Annotated in this window: 15 protein-coding genes and 1 tRNA gene; 10 read left to right on the forward strand and 6 right to left on the reverse strand. The window is 64.9% G+C overall.

All coding sequences use genetic code 11. The features are described from left to right. Positions 1–393: 393 nt before the first annotated feature. The 3 genes from SL003B_RS10380 to prfB all read left to right on the forward strand — a co-directional run bounded on the left by SL003B_RS10380 (position 394) and on the right by prfB (position 5,433). Positions 394–1,542, forward strand: a complete 1,149-nt coding sequence (locus SL003B_RS10380; protein ID WP_242390365.1) for an N-acetylmuramoyl-L-alanine amidase — start codon at positions 394–396, stop codon at positions 1,540–1,542. Positions 1,543–1,720: 178 nt separating this feature from the next. Further along, positions 1,721–4,168: a penicillin-binding protein 1A gene (locus SL003B_RS10385; protein WP_013652795.1), complete on the forward strand. Its 2,448-nt coding sequence runs from the start codon at positions 1,721–1,723 to the stop codon at positions 4,166–4,168. A gap of 130 nt (positions 4,169–4,298) precedes the next feature. Next, a protein-coding gene (gene prfB / locus SL003B_RS10390; protein WP_148259288.1) for a peptide chain release factor 2 occupies positions 4,299–5,433 on the forward strand; the annotation gives its coding sequence in 2 pieces (ribosomal slippage) (positions 4,299–4,367 and positions 4,369–5,433; 1,134 coding nt in all). 57 nt (positions 5,434–5,490) lie between these two features. Here prfB and SL003B_RS10395 read toward each other — a convergent pair. The 3 genes from SL003B_RS10395 to bcp all read right to left on the reverse strand — a co-directional run bounded on the left by SL003B_RS10395 (position 5,491) and on the right by bcp (position 8,273). Continuing rightward, positions 5,491–6,810 (reverse strand): M23 family metallopeptidase, encoded by a 1,320-nt coding sequence (locus SL003B_RS10395; protein ID WP_013652797.1) that lies wholly within the window; start codon positions 6,808–6,810, stop codon positions 5,491–5,493. Between the two features lie 150 nt (positions 6,811–6,960). Further along, complete coding sequence (locus SL003B_RS10400) at positions 6,961–7,797, reverse strand: ferritin-like domain-containing protein (protein WP_193371726.1); 837 nt, start codon at positions 7,795–7,797, stop codon at positions 6,961–6,963. 8 nt (positions 7,798–7,805) lie between these two features. Beyond that, positions 7,806–8,273 carry a thioredoxin-dependent thiol peroxidase gene (bcp, locus tag SL003B_RS10405; protein ID WP_013652799.1) on the reverse strand — a complete coding sequence of 156 codons (468 nt, stop codon included), beginning with the start codon at positions 8,271–8,273 and terminating at the stop codon, positions 7,806–7,808. A gap of 174 nt (positions 8,274–8,447) precedes the next feature. Here bcp and SL003B_RS10410 point away from each other — a divergent pair, with 174 nt between their 5' ends. Continuing rightward, positions 8,448–11,726 (forward strand): YhdP family protein, encoded by a 3,279-nt coding sequence (locus SL003B_RS10410; protein ID WP_013652800.1) that lies wholly within the window; start codon positions 8,448–8,450, stop codon positions 11,724–11,726. Between the two features lie 18 nt (positions 11,727–11,744). Here SL003B_RS10410 and tyrS read toward each other — a convergent pair whose 3' ends face one another. The 3 genes from tyrS to SL003B_RS10425 all read right to left on the reverse strand — a co-directional run bounded on the left by tyrS (position 11,745) and on the right by SL003B_RS10425 (position 15,033). Then, complete coding sequence (gene tyrS / locus SL003B_RS10415; protein WP_013652801.1) at positions 11,745–13,001, reverse strand: tyrosine--tRNA ligase; 1,257 nt, start codon at positions 12,999–13,001, stop codon at positions 11,745–11,747. Positions 13,002–13,153: 152 nt separating this feature from the next. Then, positions 13,154–14,563, reverse strand: a complete 1,410-nt coding sequence (glnA, locus tag SL003B_RS10420) for a type I glutamate--ammonia ligase (RefSeq protein WP_013652802.1) — start codon at positions 14,561–14,563, stop codon at positions 13,154–13,156. Positions 14,564–14,694: 131 nt separating this feature from the next. Beyond that, positions 14,695–15,033, reverse strand: a complete 339-nt coding sequence (locus tag SL003B_RS10425) for a P-II family nitrogen regulator (RefSeq protein ID WP_013652803.1) — start codon at positions 15,031–15,033, stop codon at positions 14,695–14,697. 335 nt (positions 15,034–15,368) lie between these two features. Here SL003B_RS10425 and SL003B_RS10430 point away from each other — a divergent pair, with 335 nt between their 5' ends. The 6 genes from SL003B_RS10430 (at position 15,369) to lon (ending at position 23,626) form a co-directional block, all read left to right on the forward strand. Further along, positions 15,369–16,868, forward strand: coding sequence for an NAD(P)H-hydrate dehydratase (locus SL003B_RS10430; protein WP_013652804.1), 1,500 nt, complete (start codon positions 15,369–15,371; stop codon positions 16,866–16,868). Positions 16,869–16,960: 92 nt separating this feature from the next. Next, positions 16,961–17,045: transfer RNA gene (locus SL003B_RS10435), tRNA-Leu, on the forward strand. A gap of 126 nt (positions 17,046–17,171) precedes the next feature. Continuing rightward, the gene (gene tig, locus SL003B_RS10440; RefSeq protein ID WP_013652805.1) at positions 17,172–18,536 is read left to right on the forward strand and encodes a trigger factor; all 1,365 of its coding nucleotides are present in this window, start codon (positions 17,172–17,174) and stop codon (positions 18,534–18,536) included. Positions 18,537–18,737: 201 nt separating this feature from the next. Next, a complete protein-coding gene (gene clpP / locus SL003B_RS10445; protein WP_013652806.1) occupies positions 18,738–19,373 on the forward strand; it encodes an ATP-dependent Clp endopeptidase proteolytic subunit ClpP in 636 nt (211 codons plus the stop codon). 239 nt (positions 19,374–19,612) lie between these two features. Further along, positions 19,613–20,878, forward strand: coding sequence for an ATP-dependent Clp protease ATP-binding subunit ClpX (clpX, locus tag SL003B_RS10450; RefSeq protein ID WP_013652807.1), 1,266 nt, complete (start codon positions 19,613–19,615; stop codon positions 20,876–20,878). Positions 20,879–21,220: 342 nt separating this feature from the next. Next, a complete protein-coding gene (gene lon, locus SL003B_RS10455) occupies positions 21,221–23,626 on the forward strand; it encodes an endopeptidase La (protein ID WP_422613605.1) in 2,406 nt (801 codons plus the stop codon). Positions 23,627–23,640: the final 14 nt, after the last annotated feature.

Below are 23,640 nucleotides of genomic sequence, written 5' to 3' on the forward strand. Positions count from 1 at the left end.
GTCGGACAGATGGCCTCGTCCAGAGCTGCTTAATCCGGACGGAACGCGATGACTTGTGGAAAGCCATGCATTTCCGTCATCCGGGGTGGTATCGATTGCAAACCGAAATCCGTAGTGTTCTTTTACGGTCGGATGCGCGCGTTGGCAAGCAATGGAAATCGGCTATGGCACGGATCCGATGCCGACGGCGAGCGTCAACGAAAGGTTAACTGTGACCGGTCAGGTTTGTGCCAATCGACGCAGAAGCGCTGCTTGCGGGAGCCAACTGCAGTGAACGGACGGCCCTTGCCCCTTGGACATCGGATCGCGATGGCGGTTGCCGCGCTCCTGCTCGTGTTCGCGAGCCCGGGACAGGCGGTCCTGCCGGCCCATGGGGAGACGGCTGCGGTCGCGGTGGCGATCGACGCGCGCATCGCCGGCGACGACGTCAGGACGCGATTCGTTCTCGACCTCGACGGCCAGATTCCATTTTCCGTCTCCACCCTTGCCGATCCCTACCGGCTGGTCATCGACCTGCCTGCGACGGATTTCAAGCTTCCCGCTGATTCCGGCCGCGAGGGGCGCGGCCTGATCAGGACCTGGCGCTACGGGATGTTTGCGCCGGGCAAGTCCCGAATCGTGCTCGATGCGACCGGTCCGGTCGAGGTCGACAAGACATTTGTCCTGCCCGCAGTCGATGACCAGCCGGCGCGGCTGGTCATCGACCTCGTACGCACGACGCGCGAAGCGTTTCTCGAAGAGGTGCGCAAAACGCGGCTCGCGGTCGAGGAGAGCGCGCCGAAGTTGGCGGCGCCCAAAGGCGATCGCCTTGATGTGCGCACCGTACCCGGCAAGCCGGTTATCGTTCTGGATCCGGGGCACGGTGGCATCGACACCGGAGCGGTGGGTGTCGCCGGAACGCTGGAAAAGGCCGTCGTGCTGGATTTCGCCAGCGTGCTGAAGAGGAAGCTCGAGGAGACTGGGCGCTACACCGTGCACCTCACCCGCGAGAGCGATACGTTCGTGCCGCTGCGCAAGCGGGTGAAGTTTGGCCGCGAGATGAAGGCTGACCTGTTCGTGTCGATTCATGCGGACTCCGTGCGTCATTCCCGTGACGCCGTGCGGGGAGCGACCGTCTACACGCTGTCGGAAAAGGCGTCGGACGACCTCGCGGCGCAGGTCGCCGAATCGGAGAACCTGTCGGACGTGATCGCCGGCGTCGAACTGGCAGAAGAGCCGGCGGATGTGACCGATATCCTTATCGACCTCGCCCGGCGCGAGACCAAGAATTTCTCCACCCATTTCGCCCGCACGCTGGTGAGCGAATTGCGCAGCGCTGTGAAGCTGATCAACAATCCGCATCGTTCCGGGGGCTTCGTCGTCCTGAAGGCTCACGACGTGCCGTCCGTGCTGCTCGAACTCGGCTACCTGTCGAATGAGCATGATGAAAAGCTTCTGGTGTCCGAAGCCTGGCGCGAGCGGACCGCGAACGCCGTTACCGAGGCGATCGGCGCGTTTTTCATGCCCCGGTTCGCCATGGAAAAGTCGGCGCTGCCGAAGTGAACGGAAAACGGGCTAGGGGCGGCCAAGTTGGGCCGATGCCTCAGCATCGCCATATTGGTCCTTGAGTAAGACGGCTGAGGACAGGGTGCACCCGCAGCGAAATCCGGTGCCGCCACGCCCGGAGTGTGGTAGGGGGCGCCAACGAACGATCTGGCCGGGGTAGAGACGAGCCCGACACATGAAATTTCTGATCAAACTCTTCGGCTACTTTTTCGGCATCGGCACCGTCATGGTGCTGTTGGTGGCAGGTGGCGTGTGGGTCTATCTCGATCAGGTCTCCAACGATCTGCCGGATTACACCGCACTGAAGAACTATGAGCCGCCGGTGATGACGCGCGTCCACGCGGCCGATGGCAGCCTGATGGCGGAATATGCGCGCGAACGGCGGCTGTTCCTGCCGATCCAGGCCATTCCGGACGCGGTGAAGCAGGCGTATCTGTCCGCCGAAGACAAGAATTTCTATCAGCATATCGGCATCGATCCGGAAGGCATTGCCCGTGCCGCCGTCCGCTTCGTCCAGAACTACGGCTCCGGCCGCCGGCCCGAGGGCGCATCGACCATTACCCAGCAGGTCGCCAAGAACTTCCTGCTGACCAACGAGGTCTCGGTCGAGCGCAAGGTCAAGGAAGCGATCCTGTCGCTGCGTATCGAGCAGGCCTACACGAAGGACGAGATTCTCGAACTCTACCTGAACGAGATCTACCTCGGCCTCGGTGCCTATGGCGTGGCGGCCGCGTCCCTGGTCTATTTCGACAAGTCTGTGCATGAGCTCAGCCTTGCCGAGATCGCCTATCTCGCGGCCCTGCCGAAGGCGCCGAACAACTACCATCCCTATCGCTTCCCCGAGCGGGCGATCGAGCGGCGCAACTGGGTCATCGACCGCATGGTCGAGAACGGCTACGTCACCGCCGCCGCAGGAGAGCAGGCCAAGGCGGATCCGCTCGACGTGAAGCCGCGCGAGACCGGGTCGCAGCTGTTTGCAGCCGAGTACTTCACCGAGGAGGTGCGCCGCGTCGTCGCCTCCATCTATGGCGAGAACAGTCTTTACGAGGGCGGCCTTTCCGTCCGCTCGACGCTCGACCCGACGATGCAGATGCAGGCGCGCAAGGCGCTGATGGACGGCCTTCTGGATTTCGACCAGAAGCGCGGCGGCTGGCGCGGTCCGGTGGCACGGATAGACCTTGGCGGCGACTGGGGAGCCGAACTGGCCAAGGTCGAGGCCCTGAGCGACGTGCCCGAATGGCAGCTTGCGGTCGTCCTGTCGGCGGCACAGGGACGCGCAGAAATCGGCCTCCAGCCGCGCAAGTTGGTGAGCGGCACCCTGTCGCCCGACCGCAACACGGCGGTCCTGACGATCGAGGGCATGAAATGGGCCCGGGTGTCTGGACGTGCCCCCAATGCTGTCACCGACGTGCTCGCGCCGGGGGACGTGGTCTATGTCGAGGCCACGGCGTCCGGCGGCTACGAGTTGCGTCAGATCCCGAAGGTTTCGGGAGCGCTGGTTGCCATGGATCCCTTCACGGGACGCGTTCTGGCACTGGTCGGAGGGTTCAGCTTCGCGCAGAGCGAGTTCAATCGGGCGACACAGGCCTACCGTCAGCCCGGCTCTTCCTTCAAGCCGTTCCTCTATGCCGCGGCGCTCGACAACGGCTACACGCCCTCGAGCGTGGTCATGGACGCGCCGCTGGAAATCAACCAGGGGCCGGGACTTGGGGCCTGGCGCCCGCAGAACTACGGCGGCAAGTTCTACGGACCGTCGACCTTGCGGACCGGCATCGAACTGTCGCGCAACGTGATGACCGTGCGTCTGGCGCAGGATATGGGCATGCCGCTGGTCGCCGAATACTCCAAGCGGTTCGGCATCTACGACAACATGCTGCCGGTGCTGTCGATGTCGCTGGGCGCCGGGGAGACCACGGTTCTGCGCATGGTGACGGCCTATTCGATCATCGCCAATGGCGGCCGCAAGGTGACGCCGACCCTGATCGACCGGATTCAGGACCGCTATGGCCGCACGATCTACAAGCATGACAGCCGCATCTGCGAAGCCTGTTCCGATCCGCAGTGGCAGGGGCAGGACGAGCCGGAACTGATCGACGACCGTGAGCAGGTCCTCGACCCCATGACGGCCTACCAGATCACGTCGATGATGGAAGGCGTCGTGCTGCGCGGCACGGCGACGAAGGTGCGGGAGGTCGGTCGGCCGGTCGCCGGCAAGACCGGCACGACGAACGAGGAGAAGGACGCCTGGTTCATCGGCTACACACCCGATCTGACCGTCGGCGTGTTCGTCGGCTACGACAATCCCAGGCCGATGGGGCGAGGTGCCACAGGCGGCCAGGTCGCGGCGCCGATCTTCACCGAGTTCATGAAGGCGGCGCTCGCCAAGACGCCGCCGGTGGAGTTCCGGGTGCCCAAGGGCCTGCAGCTCATCCCGATCAACCAGCGGACCGGTCTGCGTACGGCGGCGGGCGCTCCGGGGACCATTCTCGAAGCGTTCAAGCCGGGCACGGCGCCGCCCGACAGCTACTCGATCATCGGCTTCCAGGATGATATGGGCGTGCCGAGGACCGTTTCTCCCGAGGCCGGGCAGGCCGTGCTGTCGGGAACCGGCGGCCTTTACTGACTGCGACGCTCCGGACAGTCGGTTTACAGGCGTGGACCGTCTCGATATTGTCCGCGCCCGACCCCATATGCCGGTCAGACATCCGCAGTTGCCGGTGTTTTCAAGACGGAACGAGACTGAGAGGTACCCGATGCGCGCCGAAATGGAGGCCATCGTCGACGAAATCAAGCAGGCCATAAGCCTGCTGAGGAGGCATCTTTGACTGGGATCATGCCCTGGTCAGACTGGACGAACTGAACGCCCTTTCCGAGGATCCTGCGCTTTGGAATGATCCCGCGCGAGCACAGAAGCTGATGCGCGAGCGCCAGCAGCTCGACGAAGGCATTACGGGCGTCCGCCGCCTGGAATCCGAGCTGTCCGACAACATCGAACTGATCGAGCTCGGCGACCTCGAAGGCGACAAGTCGGTCGTGAACGAGGCCGAGGAGGCGTTGCGCGGGCTCAAGGACGAGGTGCTCAAGCTGCAGATGGCGTCGCTGCTTTCCGGCGAGGCCGACGGTAACGACACCTATCTGGAAATCAACGCCGGTGCTGGCGGTACCGAGAGCCAGGACTGGGCGAGCATGCTGCTGCGCATGTACCGCCGCTGGGCCGAAAAGCGCGGCTACAAGGTCGAACTTCTCGAAGTTCATGACGGCGAGGAGGCTGGCATCAAGTCGGCGACGCTCCTGATCAAGGGCGAAAACGCGTACGGCTGGCTGAAGACCGAATCGGGCGTCCATCGCCTGGTGCGGATTTCGCCCTACGATAGCCAGGCGCGCCGTCACACCAGTTTCGCCAGCGCCTGGGTCTATCCGGTGGTGGACGATTCGATCGAGATCGACATCAACGAAAGCGACTGTCGGATCGATACCTATCGGGCATCCGGTGCCGGCGGCCAGCACGTCAACACGACTGATTCGGCCGTGCGTATCACGCACATCCCGACGGGCATCGTCGTCCAGTGCCAGAGCGAACGCTCTCAGCACAAGAACCGGGCGACCGCCTGGGCGATGCTCAAGGCGCGCATGTACGAGGCCGAACTGCAGAAGCGCGAAGAGGCCGCGAGCGCCGAAGCGGCGTCCAAGACCTCGATCGGCTGGGGACACCAGATCCGCTCTTATGTCCTGCAGCCCTACCAGATGGTGAAGGACCTGCGCACCGGCGTCGAAAGCTCGTCGCCCGACGATGTCCTGAACGGCGACCTGGATCCGTTCATGGAAGCGGCGCTCGCCCAGCGGGTCTTCGGGGGCGAAAAGGATCTCGTTCTGGAAGACGTCGACTGATCCGGTCGACCTGGCAGGCAAACAGGACCCGCGCGGCCGGAAGGACGCGCGGGTCTTTCAGTTTGCGAGGATCGGTGCGAGATGGTCGCCCGCGACGACGAAGTCGAACGGATCCACGGCCTCGCCGTCCAGCCGAATCTCGTAGTGGAGATGCGGGCCCGTGGACCGTCCCGTGCTGCCGACCAAGCCGACGATGTCTCCGGGCTCGACCACATCTCCTTCGCCGACCTTGATCTGACTCAAATGAGCATAGCGCGTAACGACGTCGCCCGCGTGGCGGATCTCGACCATCTTGCCGTAGCCGCCCTGGCGATCGGCGGCAATGACCGTGCCGCCGGCCGCGGCACGTACCGCGGTGCCGTAGTTGGCCTTGAAATCAATGCCGGTGTGCATGGCTAGGGTGCGCAGGAACGGATCCAGACGCGGCCCATAGTCGCTGGAGACTTCGACGTTGGCGATCGGGCGGGTGAGGGGCAGTCGGCGCGCGGCCGTCTTCAAGGACTCCAGCGCGGCGAGGGCCCGCTCCGCCCGCTGGATCCGTTCGTCGAAGGTGAAGGCCGGGAGGGGAATGTAGGGACCGCCGACATTGGCGCCGACCGAAGCGTCGGACAGGGCGGGCAGGCGGATCCCGAGCGGTGCCGTGGCCTCGACTATCGTGTCGATGTGCTGTTCGGCTGCGACCGCGAGCGCGTCGAGGGCGGCTGCGCTTTCCGAATACATGCGCTTGAGCGTGTCTTCCACTTGGGACAGCTTGCCCTCATCCACCGTCGTGGCAGCGGAAGGCGCGTGGTCCAAGGGCACGACGGACGACGTTCCGCGCAGGCCGAGGGCCGGCAGCGGATTCGCGATCGGGGCGGGCTCGCCGCCGATCGCCGAGGCATCGCCGGCAGCGGGGTTTTGCAGCGTTCCTTGCGCGAAGACCGGTTTGCTGGGCGGCACCGGGTTGTCAATCGCCACGCGCAGGCCGCTGCGGGCGGCCCGTTCGACCAGGCTGGCCACCTTGGAGTGGCGGTCGCTCAGGGCGTCCTGACGGGCGATGAGGCTTTCGACCAGGGTTTCGACCGATGCCCGGTCGACGATCTGGCGGCTGGTCAGTCGGTCGATTTCCGCGCGCAGATGGGCGATGCGCGCCTGGTAGGCGCTCTCGATCTCGGCCTGCTGCGCGGCCCGGGCGCCGAGCAGGTCGTCGCGCAGGAAGAGATAGGCTGCGGCCGACAGATAGCCGCCGAGGAACAGGATGAGGACGACCGCGGCGGTGCCCATGATCCAGGGCCGGATGACGAATGTTCGCGACGTGTTGCCACGGGTGATCGTGACATGGTGGAAACCACCGCGTTTGCCGAATGATTTCCTCGGGGACGAGGTGTTGTCAGACATGGGCACGCGTCTTGATCCCGTTGGCAGGCCGAGAGCCGTGATGTTCGACGCTGATTAGAAAACGGTAAGGTTAACAAACCCTCATTCTGGGGAGCGCCCGTTGCGGAATGTGGTGGCGGAGCCGGCTGGATCTCCGCAGACCCGGGGGAGCTATCCGACGAGGCGGGCGAGAGGGCGGTAGAAGCCGGGCGTCAGACCAGCCTCCGATCGGGCGCGGTCGTTGAACGGCGGCTTCAGCGTACCCTTGAAATGGGTTCGGACCAGATCGTGGAACCGCGGCTCCGGCCTGGTTCCTGTGCGATCGCACAGGAAGCGGAACCATTTGGCACCGAAGGCGACATGGGTCTTCTCGTCGCGGTAGATGATGGCGAGAATCCTGGCGGTCGCCTCGTCGCCGAGCGATTCGGCCTTGGCGATCATCGACGGGGTGATGTCGAGCCCGCGCGCCTCGAGCACAAGGGGAATGACCGCCAGCCGGGCGGCCAGATCATGACCGGTGTCCTGGGCGGCCTGCCATAGGCCGTCATGGGCCGGCAGGTCGCCGTAGGCCGCGCGGAGATCGGCCAGCCGCGCCTCGAGGAGCGAGAAGTGCTTCGCCTCCTCCAGGCCGACTCGGACCCAGTCGTCGTAATAGGAGCGCGGCAGGCGGACGTGGGCGAACCGTCCGATCAGGTCCCACGTCAGGTCCACCGCGTTCAGTTCGATGTGGGCGAGCGAATGCAGCAGGGCGATGCGGCCGGCCTCGCCGCCGAGGGCACGCTTGGGCATGTCCCGCGGCGCCAGAAGGACCGGACGGTCGGGACGTCCGGGCCGGTCCGGCATGCCGCCCTCGCGCGACGGGCTGCCGAGGGCGAGCCGGCGCTGGAACCAGGCCTTTGCCGTCTCGTAGGCCAGCGCCACCTTGTCGGCGGTCGCCGGTGCGCGCACGATGGCGTTCGCGCGCGCGACCAGCGTGTCGCCCTGCAGCGGGGCCTGTTCTTCGGTCACCGGCTGCCTCACAGTCCGCGGGCCGCTTCCAGGATGGCCTCCGCATGGCCGGGCACCTTCACCTTGCGCCAGATCTGCGCGATCGTGCCGTCCGCCTTGATCAGGAACGTGGAGCGCTCGACGCCCATGTAGGTCTTGCCGTACATCGATTTCTCCGCCCACACGCCGTAGGCGGCGCATGTCGCCGAATCGGTGTCAGCGGCGAGGTCGACGGCAAGGCCGTGCTTCGCCTTGAACCGGTCGTGCTTGGCGGCGGTGTCGGGCGAGATTCCGATGATGCGCACGCCGAGCGCGTCGAATTCGGGCTTCAGGGCGCTGAAGGACTGGGCCTCGGTGGTGCAGCCGGGCGTGTCGTCCTTGGGATAGAAATAGACGACGACGGCCTTGCCCCGGCAATCGGAAAGCTTGATGGTCCTGCCGCCATCGGCGGCCAGATTGAAATCAGGGGCCGGGTCGCCGATCTTCAATTCGCTCATGTTGCCTTCCTTCCGTCAAACTCGGTCGGTTAATGCTGGATAACGGCCTGCCAAGCGAAAATCGTCCATGGCCGGCTCAGCTTTCCGTTCGGACCGCAGGTATCATACATTCGCATCCGACTCGACCACCGGCCGACCGATGAAGGGCGTCAAACGCTGAACGATACCAAGCCCATGAACGGCACGACCCGCATACGCTCGCCGAGACCGTCCGGATCGCGCAGGCGGCGCCTTGTGCTGGTACTTCTGGCGGTCGCCCTCGTCGGCGTGGCGGCGGCAGCCTACCGGCTGGCGAGCGGGGCGATTGTCGCACCGCTTCTTGCCGACCTGATGGAGGAGCGGGCTTCGAATGGCCCGACCCGCCTGACGATCGGCAGCGTCTCGATCGATCTGTTCGCCGACGATGGTGTACAGGTGGTCATCAGCGACGCCCATCTGAGAGTGGAGGGGGCCGCTCCCGTCGACCTGTTCCTGCCGCGCATCGAAGCTCCGGTGCAGATCGCTCCGCTGTGGTCCGGTGTCATTCGGTTTGCCACGCTCGCAGTCGACCGGCCGCGCCTTGTGCTCGGCATGGCCGGGTCGCCGGACGAGATTCCCGATATGGCTCACGTCATGGAGGCGATCGACCGGGTCGCCGCGGTCGTCGTGGCGGAGTTCGACCGGCGCGCCCTGGCGGATGTCACGATCGCCAACGGCCGGATCGACATCGAGGGCGCAGTGCCTCGGCGGCTGACCGGCATCGATGCCGAAATCCGCCGCGATGCCCGTGAAGGTCTGATCGCGGAGGCGGAGGTTGCCGGCCGGATGGGAACCTGGAACCTGGTCATGCGCCGGACCTTGGTGAGTGAGAATGGCGCCCGCCACATCGGCCTGGTGGCGCGTGATCTGACGCTCGCCGAGTTGTTTTCGTCCGACGAAAGCGTCGTGGCCGGCCGTGGCTTCGGATTGCCTATGCAGGTCCGGTTCAATGCGAATCTCTCGGATACCGGCAAGTTCGAGGCAGCGAATCTTGTCGGGCGCTCTGTGAACGGATGGTTTCAGATGGGCCCGACCACGATCCAGTTCGATGATGTCGCCTTGTCGCTGTCCTGGATCGAAGGCACGCCCGGGATCCTGGTGAGCAAGTCCCATGTGATCCGCGGCAATACGCATCTGTTCTTCAGTGGCAATCTCATGCCGCCTCAGACCGGTGAAACCGCATGGCACCTTGCGCTCATGTCCGACCAGGCACAGTTCGGATCCGGTGACGTGCCCGAACCGCCGCAACAGGTCGACGTGATACAGGCCGAGGCGCATCTGGATCCTCAAAGCCGCATGATCTTCGTCGACCGCTTCGCACTTCAGGCCGGCCCGTCCAGTCTGCAGGGCGTGGGTTCCGTCGAACTGCGGGGGGACGGACCCTATGTCGCTCTTGCCTTCAATGCGGCGGATGTCGGCGTGTCCCTGCTCAAGCAGGTCTGGCCGATCACCCTGACGCCGCCGGCAAGGCGCTGGATCATCGATCACATGCGCGGCGGACGCATCGACGCCGGGCAGATCGACGTTGCGATCCGCCCGCCGGCATTCGACGTCTCCCATCCCGATCCCGGCTGGTCCGGCGACGACCTGAAAATGGACCTCAGGATGGCTGACGTCAGCGTTGCACCGCTCGGCAGCCTGCCGACGATCGAGGGGCTGACGGCAACGGTGTCGATCGACAACGAGGTTCTCACGATCGCCGCGCGCGGAGGCCAGGCACGTCTCGCCAGCGGAAACGCCGTGAACGTGCCGGAGGCAACCTTCCGGATCGAGCAGTTGCGCGAGCGCAACGACAAGGTCGGCGTGCTGGACGTCAAGCTCGACGGCGCCGCGGCGGACCTCGGCGCGATCGTCGACAGCAAGCCGTTCCAGGTCCTGGAACGGACCGGACTTTCGGCGCAGGCCCTGTCCGGGTCAGGCGAGATGCGGGTGGATGCCCGCTTTCCTCTCAGACTGTCGGTCGATCTCGACGCGGTAGCCTGGTCGGCGCAAGCGGTGCTCGACGATTTTTCCTCGAAAGATCCGATCAAGGGCCATCTAGTGAGGGACGCCGATGTTACCGTCGTTGCCGATCCGTCGAAGGTGACGATCAAGGGCAACGGCCGCCTGGACGGGCTGAAGGCCGACATCGACATCCAGATGCCGCTGGGCGGCAGTGACGTTGCCGCGCGCCAGGGCGTCGTGCTGAAGGTGACCGCAAAGGAACTGGCGGAACGCGGGATCGATCTAAGCTCGCTGGTCAAGGGCCCAATGGTGCTCGAGCTGAGCGATGCGGAGGGCCATCAGCGCTTCGACATCGACCTGACCGATGCGGCGGTCACGTTGGAGCCGCTGGGATGGGAGAAGGCACCGGGCGTGTTGTCTCGGGCATCGTTCCTGCTCGTCACCGGCAGCGGCGACAGGGTTCTTCGCGACTTCAGGCTTCAATCGGATGGCGTCGACGTTGCCGGCTCGGTGACGCTGTCGGCCACCGGCGAATTCCGTGAGGCCTCTTTCGACCGGTTCCAGATCCGTCCCGGCGACACGGCCTCGTTGAAGGTCGGCAGGGACAACGGCGGGCGCTACCGGATGGTCCTCAAGGGGAGGGATTTCGACGGCAGAGGCCTGATTGCCCGCCTGCGCGACCAATCCCGGTCCGAGAACGAAGCGGCATTGTCGGCCGGATATGTCGTCACGGCGCAGATCGATCGCCTTCAAGGCTTCGGCGGAGTGGTCGCGACGGGCTTTGCGGCGACCATCGAAGGCAACGGCGTCGGTGTGAAGAACGCTGTCATTGCGGGCCAGACGAACAACCGCTCCACGTTCCAGTTCAGGATCGAGAGTCAGAACGGGGCGCGTACGGCAACGGCGGAGCTGGCCGATACCGGCGCGATCCTTCGCTTCCTTGATCTCTACGAGCGCATGCGGGGCGGTCGGGGACAATTGAGCGTCGCGATGCCGTCGGGCGACGAATGGGTCGGAAGCATCACCGTGCGCGATCTGTCGATCGCCGAGGACCCGGCGATCCGAAAGCTCAGCGAGATTCAGGCGGCGACAGGGGGGCGCGACGGTCGGCCGATCCTCAATGCCGGGTCTGTCCGAAACGGCGAAGCCTCGTTCGATACCATGCAGATCGTATTCGACCGACGGGGCGACATGTTGACCGTGCAGCGCGGCACGCTGCAGGGCGCGGTCGTCGGCGGCACCATCGGCGGGACGGTCAACCTGGCTTCGCGCTCGCTCGCGCTGACCGGAACCTTCGTGCCGATCTTTGCGCTCAACAACCTGTTCGCCAAAATCCCGCTCCTCGGCTTCGCGCTCGGCGGCGGCAGCGAGGAAGGCCTGATCGGCGTCACCTACCGGCTGTCGGGCCCGATGAACGATCCCGTCCTGAGCGTCAATCCGGTCTCGGCCATCGCGCCCGGAATCTTCCGCAAGATGTTCGAGTTCCGCTGACCGGCGGAGCGCGCCGCCTCAGTCCGCCGGCCTGAGCAGGACGTGCTTCTTCTTGCCGAGCGACAGCTTGATGACGCCTTGTGCCGTCACATCGGCGCCGGTGAGCTGGAGCGTGTCGTCGGCGACGACGGCGTCGTTGACGCGCACCGCGCCGCCCTTGATGTTGCGGCGGACCTCGCCGTTGGAGGCGCACAGGCCGGCGGCCACGAAGGCGTTCAGGATGCCCAGCCCGGCATCGAGCTGGGCCGCCGGCAGGTCGACCGTCGGCAGGCCGGCGTCCGTCTCGCCTTCCTCGAAGGCCTTGCGGGCCGTTTCGGCAGCTGCCTCGGCCGCCGCGCGGCCATGCACCAGGGCCGTCGCCTCGGTGGCCAGGGTCTTCTTGGCCTCGTTGATCTCCGCCCCCTCGAGTGCGGCAAGGCGGGCGATCTCGTCGAGTGGCAAGGTGGTGAACAGCTTGAGGAAGCGCTCGACGTCGGCATCCTCGGTGTTGCGCCAGTACTGCCAGTAGTCGTAGCTGGACAGCTGGTCCTCGTTCAGCCAGACGGCGCCGGCGGCGGTCTTGCCCATCTTGGCGCCTGAGGCGGTGGTCAGCAGCGGCGAGGTGAGGGCGAAGGTCTCGGTGCCCTCCATGCGCCGGGTCAGGTCGACGCCGGACAGGATGTTGCCCCACTGGTCCGAGCCGCCCATCTGCAGCCGGCAGCCCGTGCGCCGGTAGATCTCCAGGTAGTCGTAGCCCTGCAGCAGCATGTAGTTGAATTCTAGGAAAGACAGGTGATGTTCGCGCTCGAGGCGCAAACGCACCGAGTCGCGCTGGATCATCTGGTTGACCGAGAAATGGCGGCCGACTTCGCGCAGGAAGTCGACGTAGTTCAGCTTCAGCAGCCAGTCGGCGTTGTCCATCATCAGGGCATCGGTCGGCCCGTCGCCGAATACCAGCAGCCTTTCGAAAACCTTTCGGATGCCGGCCTTGTTGGCCTCGATCGTTTCGGGCGTCAGCAGCTGGCGGCTCTCGTCCTTGCCGGACGGATCGCCGACGCGCGTGGTCCCGCCGCCCATCAGCGCAATCGGCCGATGGCCGGTCTGCTGCAGCCAGTAGAGCATCATGATCTGGACCAGCGAGCCGACATGCAGGCTCGGCGCGGTGCAGTCGAAGCCGATATAGGCGGTGACCGTCTCGGAGGCGCACAGCTTGTCGAGACCCTTGGGATCCGAGATCTGGTGAATGAAGCCCCGGTCGCCGAGTGTCTTCAGGAACTCCGACTTGAATTCGGTCATCGCGCTCAATTCCGTCGTCTTGTCTGGCTGGGCGCCCGCCGGAGGGGCGCGGTCCGCTCTATAGCGGATGCGGGGCCGGATTTCACCGGGGCGACGAAGAAAAAGAAAAGGCCGGGCGGGGCCCGGCCTTTCCTGTCTGTGCCTTGGGAGGCTTAGACGGAGTAGTACATGTCGAACTCGACCGGATGCGGCGTCATTTCGAAGCGCATCACCTCTTCCATCTTCAGTTCGATGTAGGCGTCGATCTGGTCGTCGTCGAACACGCCGCCGGCCTTGAGGAAGTCGCGGTCGGCATCCAGCGACTGCAGGGCTTCGCGCAGCGAGCCGCAGACGGTCGGGATCTCGGCCAGTTCTTCCGGCGGCAGGTCGTAGAGGTTCTTGTCCATCGCGTCGCCCGGATGGAGCTTGTTCTTGATGCCGTCGAGGCCGGCCATCAGCTGGGCGGCGAAGGCGAGGTACGGGTTCGCGGCCGGATCCGGGAAGCGGACCTCGATGCGCTTGGCCTTCGGCGAGGTCGTGAACGGGATGCGGCAGGACGCCGAGCGGTTGCGCGACGAATAGGCCAGCAGCACCGGCGCCTCGTAGCCCGGAACCAGACGCTTGTAGGAGTTGGTCGACGGGTTGGTGAAGGCGTTGAGCGCCTTGGCGTGCTTCAGGATGCCGCCGATGTAGAACAGGCACGTCTCGCTGAGGTCGGCATAGAGGTTGCCGGCGAAGACCGGCTTGCCGTCCTTCCAGATCGACTGGTGGCAGTGCATGCCGGTGCCGTTGTCGCCGAAGATCGGCTTGGGCATGAAGGTCGCGGTCTTGCCGTAGGCATGGGCGACCTGGTGCACGACGTACTTGTAGATCTGCATGTGGTCGGCGGTGCGGGTCAGCGTGCTGAACTTCATGCCGAGTTCGTGCTGAGCCGCGGCCACCTCATGGTGGTGCTTCTCGACGCCGACGCCCATCTCCGCCATGACGGACAGCATCTCGGAGCGGATGTCCTGGCAGCTGTCGATCGGCGGGACCGGGAAGTAGCCGCCCTTGGTGCGCGGACGGTGGCCGAGGTTGCCGGCCTCGTATTCCGAGCCCATGTTGATCGGCAACTCGGAGCTGTCGAGTTTGAAGCCGGTGTTGTAGGGGTCGGAGGTGAAGCGCACGTCGTCGAAGATGAAGAATTCGGCTTCCGGACCGAAGTAGATGGTGTCGCCGATGCCGGTGGCCTTGACATAGGCCTCGGCCTTCTTGGCGGTCATGCGCGGATCGCGGTTATAGGCCTCGCCGGTGACCGGATCGACGACGTCGCAGATGATGACCATCGTCGACTGGGCGAAGAACGGATCCATGTGAGCCGATTCCGGGTCGAGGATGAGAGTCATGTCGGACTCGTTGATCGCCTTCCAGCCGGCGATGGACGAGCCGTCGAAGGCGACGCCTTCGGCGAACATGTCTTCGTCGACAAGGCCGGAATCCATGGTGACGTGCTGCATCTTGCCGCGCGGGTCGGTGAACCGCAGGTCGACGAACTTGACGTCCTTGTCCTTGATTTCCTTCAGGACATCCGAAGCAGTGGTCATTACGAACTTCCCTATGTGTTTTGGTTTCGTCAGGTTGTGTTCATTCCCGGGCGCCCGGTTCCCAAGTGGCCAACGGCCGGAAGCGGCACACCCAGATTCGGTCGGGACCAGACAGGTCCCGGCTGTCTCTGCTAGATCGCGTCCACTCCGGACTCGCCGGTACGGATGCGAACGGCCTCCTCGATGTTGGACACGAAGATCTTCCCGTCACCGATGCGGCCCGTCTGGGCCGCGGTGCGGATGGCATCGACGGCCTTTTCGACCATTTCATCGGCCAGAACAATCTCGACCTTTACCTTCGGCAGGAAGTCGACGACGTATTCCGCGCCGCGGTAGAGTTCCGTATGGCCCTTCTGGCGCCCGAACCCCTTGGCCTCCGTGACGGTGATGCCCTGGAGGCCGACCTCCTGGAGAGCTTCCTTCACCTCGTCCAACTTGAAGGGCTTGATGATCGCCTCGATCTTTTTCATGGCCTTCGGTCTCTCTCCATGTCTGTGGCAGGGATCCGGCCTGCCGGATCGCGGTGTCTCTGCGATAAAGCATACTGCGTGCCAATTGTCCCGTCGCGCGAAAAACGCCGAAAAAAGGAGCATGAAGAGGGCTGAGCCATCAATCCGAACCACAAGTCGCGCAAAGGTCTGGACGAAAAATAGGCGGTTTGATTAGAAAGTAGGCATATACCGGCGCCGGGGCTCCGAAGCCTGACCGATTGCCCCGATTCCGGCTTGTCTTGCCACGGTCCTGCATTTCGGTTGAAGTGCGCCTGAGCCGGCCGCCGCGCCGGCCGCGTGCCGGGAGCAATCAGGTGAGTATCGAATTGTTGACGCCCGCCGAAATGGCTACCGCGGACGCGCTCACGATTGCGGCCGGCACCGCAGGCATCGTGCTCATGGAGCGGGCAGGGCAGGGGGTTTCGAACGCCGTGCTCAGGGAAGCCGGCGCGGATGCGGAAATCCGGATCCTGTGCGGGCCGGGCAACAATGGCGGCGACGGCTTCGTGGCCGCCAGGCTGCTGAGGAGGCAGGGGAGACCGGTCCGTGTTGCCGTGCTCGGCGATCCGTCACAGCTGAGAAGCGACGCCCGGTCTGCGTTCGAAGCCATGGGCGGCGGCTGGGAGGCCCTGAGCCTCGATTTCGTGCGTTCGGCGCCGGCCGGACGGGTGCTGTTCGTCGACGCCCTGTTCGGCGCCGGCCTCGACCGGCCGCTCGAGGGACTGGCGCGTGCCTGTATCGAGGCGCTCAACGAGGCCGGCGCGCCGGTCGTTGCGGTCGACCTGCCGTCGGGGCTGAACGGCGCCGACGGGAGGATGCTCGGTGCCGCCGTCAGGGCGCGGCACACGGTGACCTTCTGCCGGCGCAAGCCGGGCCATCTGCTTCAGCCCGGACGGTGCCTGTGCGGCACGACCGAGGTCGTCGACATCGGCATCGCCGATGCCACGGTGGCGTCGTTGGAGCCGACTTGTTTCGCCAATGCGCCCGGCCTGTGGCGTGCCTCTTGGCATCCGCCGGCGCCTGAGGGGCACAAGTACGACCGCGGCCATGCCGTCGTCGTGTCCGGTCCGCTGGCGACGACGGGGGCGGCGCGGCTGGCGGCTTCGGCGGCGCTGCGCGCAGGCGCCGGGCTGGTCACGGTCGCCTGCGACCCGTCGGCGCTGATCGTCCATGCCGCGCATCTGACCGCGGTGATGGTGCGTCCGGTCCGCGGCGTGGACGGCCTTGGCGAGATGCTTGCCGACCGCCGGCTCAACGCCGTGCTGTTCGGGCCGGGCGCGGGCGTCGGGGAAGGGGCGCGTTCGGTCGTCAAACGGCTGCTCGACGCGGAGCGGGCGGTCGTGCTGGACGCGGACGCCCTGACCAGTTTCGGGGACGCACGGGAGCACTTCCTCGCGCTGTCGCGCGCGGCGCGCGGACCGCTGGTGCTCACGCCGCATGATGGCGAGTTCCAGCGCCTGTTTCCGGCCTTCGCCGGGCTGGACCGGCTGTCGGCGGCGCGCGCGGCGGCGCGCGAATGCGGGGCGGTGGTGGTGCTGAAGGGCGCCGACACGGTCATCGCCGACCCGCAGGGACGGGCGGCGATCAACGACAACGCCAGTCCCTGGCTCGCGACGGCGGGCACGGGCGACGTGCTGGCGGGCATCGTGACCGGGCTGCTGGCGCAGGGGCTGCCTGCCTTCGAGGCGGCGGCGATGGCGGTGTGGATGCACGGCGAGGCGGGACGCGTCGCGGGCGCGGGGCTGATCTCGGAGGATCTTTTGCCGGCACTCAAGCTGGTGGTCGCCGGGCTTGCCGGCGAGGAGGACCGCTGATTCATTCACCCGCCGACCGGCATTTTCTCTTTGATGGAGCGAGGGCCGGTGTTATAGAGGCCGCGCCCTGGCTTCGGGCGTTGCAGGCCGTTGCGGGCGTGGTGGAACTGGTAGACACGCCAGATTTAGGTTCTGGTGGCGCAAGCCGTGGGGGTTCAAGTCCCTCCGCCCGCACCATGTCCTAGGGCTCCGGGTTTGCCGGTTCCGGCCGTTGCGGCCGATGCCGATCGAGATCCGGCAAAGGCTAATCACAAACACGATGGTGGACCGTCTGGGTCCATTCCGAGGACGAAGCACAATACCATGCAGGTGACCGAAACCCTTTCCGAGGGCCTCAAGCGCGAACTGAAAGTCGTCATTCCGGCTACCGATCTGGCGAGCAGGCTCGAGTCCTATCTCGACGACCTGAAGTCCAAGGTGCGCATCAACGGCTTTCGGCCGGGCAAGGTGCCGACGGCCCACTTGAAGCGCCTGTATGGCCGCCAGGCCATGGCGGAGATCCTGAACACGATGATTCAGGAGACCAGCCAGAAGGCGATTGAGGACCGCTCCGAGCGTCCGGCCCTGCAGCCTGACATCGACCTGCCGGACGACGAGGCGGAGGCGATCCTGGACGGCAGCGCGGACCTCGCCTTCAAGATCAGCTACGACTTGCTGCCCGAGTTCGAGGTTGTCGACTTCTCGGGCATCGAGATCGAACGGCCGGTCGTCGAGATCTCCGACGCCGGCGTCATGGAGCAGGTCGAGGCGATCGCCGCCAACAACCGCCCGTTCGAGTCCAAGGGTGAGGGCGCCGTTGCCGAGGCCGGCGACCGGGTGACCATGTCCTACCTCGGCAAGATCGACGGCGAGCCGTTCGAGGGTGGTGCCGACGAGAACGGTCAGCTCGTGCTCGGCTCGGGCCAGTTCATCCCCGGCTTCGAGGATGGCATCCTCGGCATGAAGGCCGGCGAAGAAAAGGTCATCACGGTCAAGTTCCCGGACGACTATCCCGCACCGCATCTCGCCGGTAAGGAAGCGACCTTCGACATCGTGCTGAAGGACGTTGCCGCGCCGGGCGAATTGAAGCTCGACGACGACTTCGCCAAGTCCCTCGGCCTGGAATCGCTGGATCAGCTCAAGGATATCGTGCGCGGCCAGATCGAGAGCCAGTTCGGTGCGCTGACGCGCCAGCGGGTCAAGCGCCAGCTGCTCGACAAACTCGATGAAGTCTACTCCTTCGACCTGCCCGGCAAGCTGCTGGAGACGGAGTTCCAGAACATCTGGAACCAGGTCGAGATGGACATGCAGCGCAGCGGCAAGACCTTCGAGGACGAGGGGACGACTGAGGAAGCGGCCAGGAGCGACTACCGCAAGATTGCCGAACGGCGCGTCCGGCTCGGCCTGGTGCTGTCCGAGATCGGGGAGAAGAACAACATCCAGGTCACCGACGAGGAAGTCCAGCGCGCGCTCTACGACCGCGTGCGGCAGTTCCCGGGCCAGGAGCGGCAGGTGTTCGAGTTCTACAAGAGCAATCCGCAGGCGCTCGCCAGCCTGCGTGCGCCGATCTACGAGGAGAAGGTCGTCGACTACATCCTGGAGCTCGCCAAGGTCACCGACAAGACGGTCACCAAGGAAGAGTTGGAGAAGCTCGCCGCCGAAGACGAGGACGAGGCGACCGCGGGCTGATCCGGGGCAATATGCCGGGCGGCGCTGTGGGTTTTAACCTTGCCTTCATGCCGCACCGGCAAACCTCCTTGCGATGCGGGCGACATCCATTATGTATGGGTGTCGCTCTTTTCGACTCAAGGTCGGACCGATGCGTTCCACCGCCTGCCAACCGGCGCCGGCCATGCGCGCAAGGGGCTTGGGCCAGCACATGGATGAGGTATGAAGGATCCTGTCGAACTCTTCACGAACACTCTCGTGCCGATGGTCGTCGAGCAGACGAACCGGGGCGAGCGGGCCTTCGATATCTATTCCCGTCTCCTGAAGGAGCGGATCATTTTCCTGACCGGTCCGATCGAGGATCAGCTCGCGACCCTGGTCTGTGCCCAGTTGCTGTATCTCGAGGCGGAAAATCCGAACAAGGAAATCGCGCTCTACATCAACTCGCCCGGCGGGCTGGTGACGTCGGGCCTGGCGATCTACGACACCATGCAGTTCATCCGCCCGGAAGTGTCCACGCTGTGCATCGGCCAGGCCGCGTCAATGGGCTCGCTGCTGCTGGCGGCCGGCCAGAAGGGCATGCGCTTCTCGCTGCCGAACGCGCGCGTCATGGTGCACCAGCCGTCTGGCGGTTTCCGCGGACAGGCTGCCGATATCATGCTGCATGCCCAGGAAATCCTCAAGCTGAAGCGTCGCCTGAACGATATCTACGTCAAGCACACCGGCCAGAGCCTCGATTCGGTTGAAGAAGCGCTGGAGCGCGATAATTTCATGACGGCCGACATGGCGAAGGGCTTCGGCATTGTCGATAGCGTGATCTCCGATCGCGCAAGTCTGGGCACAGAAGGGCAATCGTGACGCTTTCGCCGCATTCGTGACGCAATTGCCTGCGGAAGTCCCTTGGCGGTCAATGCCGCTGGAATTCCGCCGTCGCCTTAAGCGAATGTTGATCTTTAAGGGCGAAGCATGAAAGCATCCCGGTCCATGGAAGTCGCACTCAGCGGTCCGGGACCGGCAGCCGGGCAGGCGCAACGGCGCGTCCCGGCATTACCGAGAGTGGAGGGCGTCAGCCCTTCCGGAAAGTGCGGGGTTGATACATGACAAAGGCCAGCGGCAGCGACTCCAAGAACACGCTCTACTGCTCGTTCTGTGGCAAGAGCCAACATGAAGTGCGCAAGCTGATCGCCGGCCCGACTGTTTTCATCTGCGATGAATGTGTCGAGCTGTGCATGGACATCATACGCGAGGAGAACAAGTCCTCGCTGGTGAAATCGCGCGATGGTATTCCCACCCCGCAGGAGATTCGCCACGTCCTCGACGACTACGTGATCGGCCAGAACAGTGCCAAGAAGGTTCTGTCGGTCGCCGTCCACAACCACTACAAGCGCCTCAACCACGCGTCCAAGAACAACGACGTGGAACTGGCCAAGTCGAACATCCTGCTCGTCGGCCCGACCGGCTGCGGCAAGACTCTGCTGGCGCAGACGCTGGCGCGCATCCTCGACGTGCCGTTCACCATGGCCGATGCGACGACGCTGACGGAGGCGGGCTATGTCGGCGAGGACGTCGAGAACATCATCCTGAAGCTGCTGCAGGCGGCCGACTACAACGTCGAGCGCGCCCAGCGCGGCATCGTCTACATCGACGAGGTCGACAAGATCAGCCGCAAGGCCGACAACCCGTCGATCACCCGCGACGTGTCGGGCGAAGGCGTGCAGCAGGCGCTGCTGAAGATCATGGAAGGCACCGTCGCATCGGTACCGCCGCAGGGCGGGCGCAAGCATCCGCAGCAGGAATTCCTGCAGGTGGACACGACCAACATCCTGTTCATCTGCGGCGGCGCCTTTGCCGGCCTCGACAAGATCATTTCGGACCGCGGCCGCAAGACCTCGATCGGCTTCAAGGCCAATGTCGTGGGGCCGGAGGATCGCCGCATCGGTGAACTGTTCTCCGAACTGGAACCGGAAGACCTGCTGAAGTTCGGCCTCATTCCGGAGTTCGTCGGCCGCCTGCCGGTGATCGCCACGCTGGAGGACCTCGACGAGGAAGCGCTGGTCACGATCCTGACCGAACCCAAGAACGCGCTGGTCAAGCAGTACCAGCGGCTGTTCGAGATGGAGAACGTCGACCTGTCCTTCCACGAGGAGGCCCTGAAGGCGGTCGCGCGGCGCGCGATCGAACGCAAGACCGGCGCCCGCGGCTTGCGCTCGATCCTGGAGGCGATCCTGCTCGACACCATGTACGAACTGCCCGGTCTCAAGGGCGTGAAGGAAGTGGTCATCTCGCCTGAGGTGGTCGAAGGCAAGGCGCGACCGCTCTACATTTACGAGGACCGCGTCGAAAGCTCAGTGTCGACTGCGTGATGCGGCTTTTAGCCCAACCGTGACGAATGCATGAATGCCGCCCGTGAGGGCGGCATTTTGCATTCACGGCGCTGTTCCGGCGCGGGCCTTGCCGCCTGTCAACAGGTGAGGCGGGTGCTATGTGTCCGTCCGCCTTGACACTCGTAGCCCCGGTGTCCACCTAATAGGTCAACCGATGGTCCGGCGGTTCGAAACGTGCCCAAGAGGGGCGGTTCGAACCGGCTGTTCCCCGACCCTCCCCGGATCGGGACACCATCCAAGAAGTGCCTGCGGCAGACCTCCTCCCGGACGCTCGCAGGCCCGCAGAAAGGAATGGACATGAGCGAATCCGAAACGCGCTCCATCGAAGAGGCCGGTAAGACTGTGTACCCGGTGCTGCCCCTGCGTGACATCGTTGTGTTCCCGCACATGATCGTTCCGCTTTTCGTCGGCCGTGAAAAGTCGATCCGTGCGCTTGAGGAGGTGATGACTTCCGACAAGCACATCCTGCTCGCCACCCAGATCAACGCGGCTGACGACGACCCCGCACCCGACCAGATCTACGAGGTCGGCACGCTGGCGACGGTGCTGCAATTGCTGAAACTGCCGGACAACACCGTCAAGGTGCTGGTCGAAGGCGGGGCGCGCGCCAGGATCACCCGCTATTCCGACCGCGAGGAGTTCTACGAGGCGGAAGCGCTGGTGATGCCCGAGCGCGATGGCGAGAATATCGAGGTCGAGGCACTGGCCCGCTCGGTGGTGGCCGAGTTCGAGAACTATGTGAAGCTCAACAAGAAGGTCTCGCCGGAGGTTCTCGGTGCCGTCAACCAGATCGAGGACTACTCGAAACTGGCCGACACGATCGCCTCACATCTGGCGATCAAGATCCCCGAGAAGCAGGAAATCCTCGGCATCGTTTCCGTGTCCGAGCGGCTCGAACGCGTGCTCGGCATGATGGAGAGCGAAATCTCCGTGCTTCAGGTGGAAAAGCGCATCCGCTCGCGCGTCAAGCGCCAGATGGAGAAGACGCAGCGCGAATACTATCTGAACGAGCAGATGAAGGCGATCCAGAAGGAACTCGGCGACGGCGAGGACGGCCGGGACGAGGTCGCCGAACTGGAAGAGCGCATCAAGAAGACCAGGCTCAGCAAGGAAGCGCGCGAGCGTGCCAACGCGGAGCTGAAGAAGCTCAAGCAGATGAGCCCGATGTCGGCCGAAGCCACGGTCGTGCGCAACTATCTCGACTGGCTGCTGGGTATTCCCTGGGGCAAGAAGAGCAAGGTCAAGCATGACCTCGCGCTGGCAGAAAAGGTGTTGGACGCGGACCACTACGGCCTCGACAAGGTCAAGGAGCGGATCGTCGAGTACCTGGCCGTCCAGGCGCGGGCAAACAAGCTCAAGGGTCCGATCCTGTGCCTGGTCGGCCCTCCGGGTGTCGGCAAGACCTCGCTCGGCAAGTCGATCGCCAAGGCCACGGGGCGCGAGTTCGTGCGCATGTCGCTCGGCGGCGTACGCGACGAGGCCGAGATCCGCGGCCACCGGCGGACCTACATCGGTTCGATGCCCGGCAAGGTCATCCAGTCGATGAAGAAGGCCAAGAAGTCCAACCCGCTGTTCCTGCTCGACGAGATCGACAAGATGGGCATGGACTTCCGCGGCGATCCGTCTTCGGCCCTGCTGGAAGTGCTCGATCCGGAGCAGAACTCGTCGTTCATGGACCACTATCTGGAGGTCGAATACGACCTTTCGGACGTGATGTTCGTGACCACCGCGAACACGCTGAACATCCCGGCGCCCCTGATGGACCGCATGGAGATCATCCGAATCGCGGGCTACACCGAGGACGAAAAGGTCGAAATCTCGCGTCGCCACTTGATACCGAAGACGGAAAAGGACCACGGCCTGAAGGAGGGCGAGTTCTCGATCGAGGACGAGGCGCTGCGGCTGGTCATCCGGCGCTACACCCGCGAGGCGGGCGTGCGCAACCTCGAGCGCGAACTGGCGACGCTTGCGCGCAAGGCGGTCAAGGATATCCTGATGGGCGATAAGACGACCGTCACGGTGACCGGGGATGTCGTCGAGAAGTATCTCGGCGTGCCGCGCTACCGCTACGGTCAGGCCGAACTGGAGGACCAGGTCGGCGTCGTCACGGGCTTGGCCTGGACCGAGGTAGGCGGCGAACTGCTGACTATCGAGGGCGTCATGATGCCCGGCAAGGGCAAGATGACGGTCACCGGCAACCTGCGAGACGTGATGAAGGAGTCCATCTCGGCGGCGGCGTCCTATGTGCGCTCGCGGTCGATCGACTTCGGCATCGAGCCGCCGCTGTTCGACAAGCGGGACATCCACGTGCACGTTCCCGAGGGGGCGACCCCGAAGGACGGTCCGTCGGCGGGCATCGCCATGGCGACGGCGGTCATCTCGGTGATGACGGGCATCCCCGTGCGCCGCGACGTTGCGATGACGGGCGAGATCACCCTGCGCGGCCGGATCCTGCCCATCGGCGGGCTGAAGGAGAAGCTGCTCGCAGCGCTGCGTGGCGGCATCAAGACGGTCATGATCCCGGAAGACAACGCCAAGGATCTGGCGGACATTCCGGCCTCGGTGAAGAACGCGCTGGAGATCATTCCGGTGTCGAGCATGGAGGAGGTCCTCAAGACCGGGCTGGTGCGTCTGCCCGAGCCCATCGAGTGGGACGAGAAGAGTGCCGAGCCGGCCAAGGAAACCCTGGTCGGCGACGAGGAAGGCTCGGGTCTGCTGGCCCACTGAGGCGCGGCAAAACG

Origin of the sequence: Polymorphum gilvum SL003B-26A1, assembly GCF_000192745.1 — a bacterium.
GTDB lineage: Bacteria > Pseudomonadota > Alphaproteobacteria > Rhizobiales > Stappiaceae > Polymorphum > Polymorphum gilvum.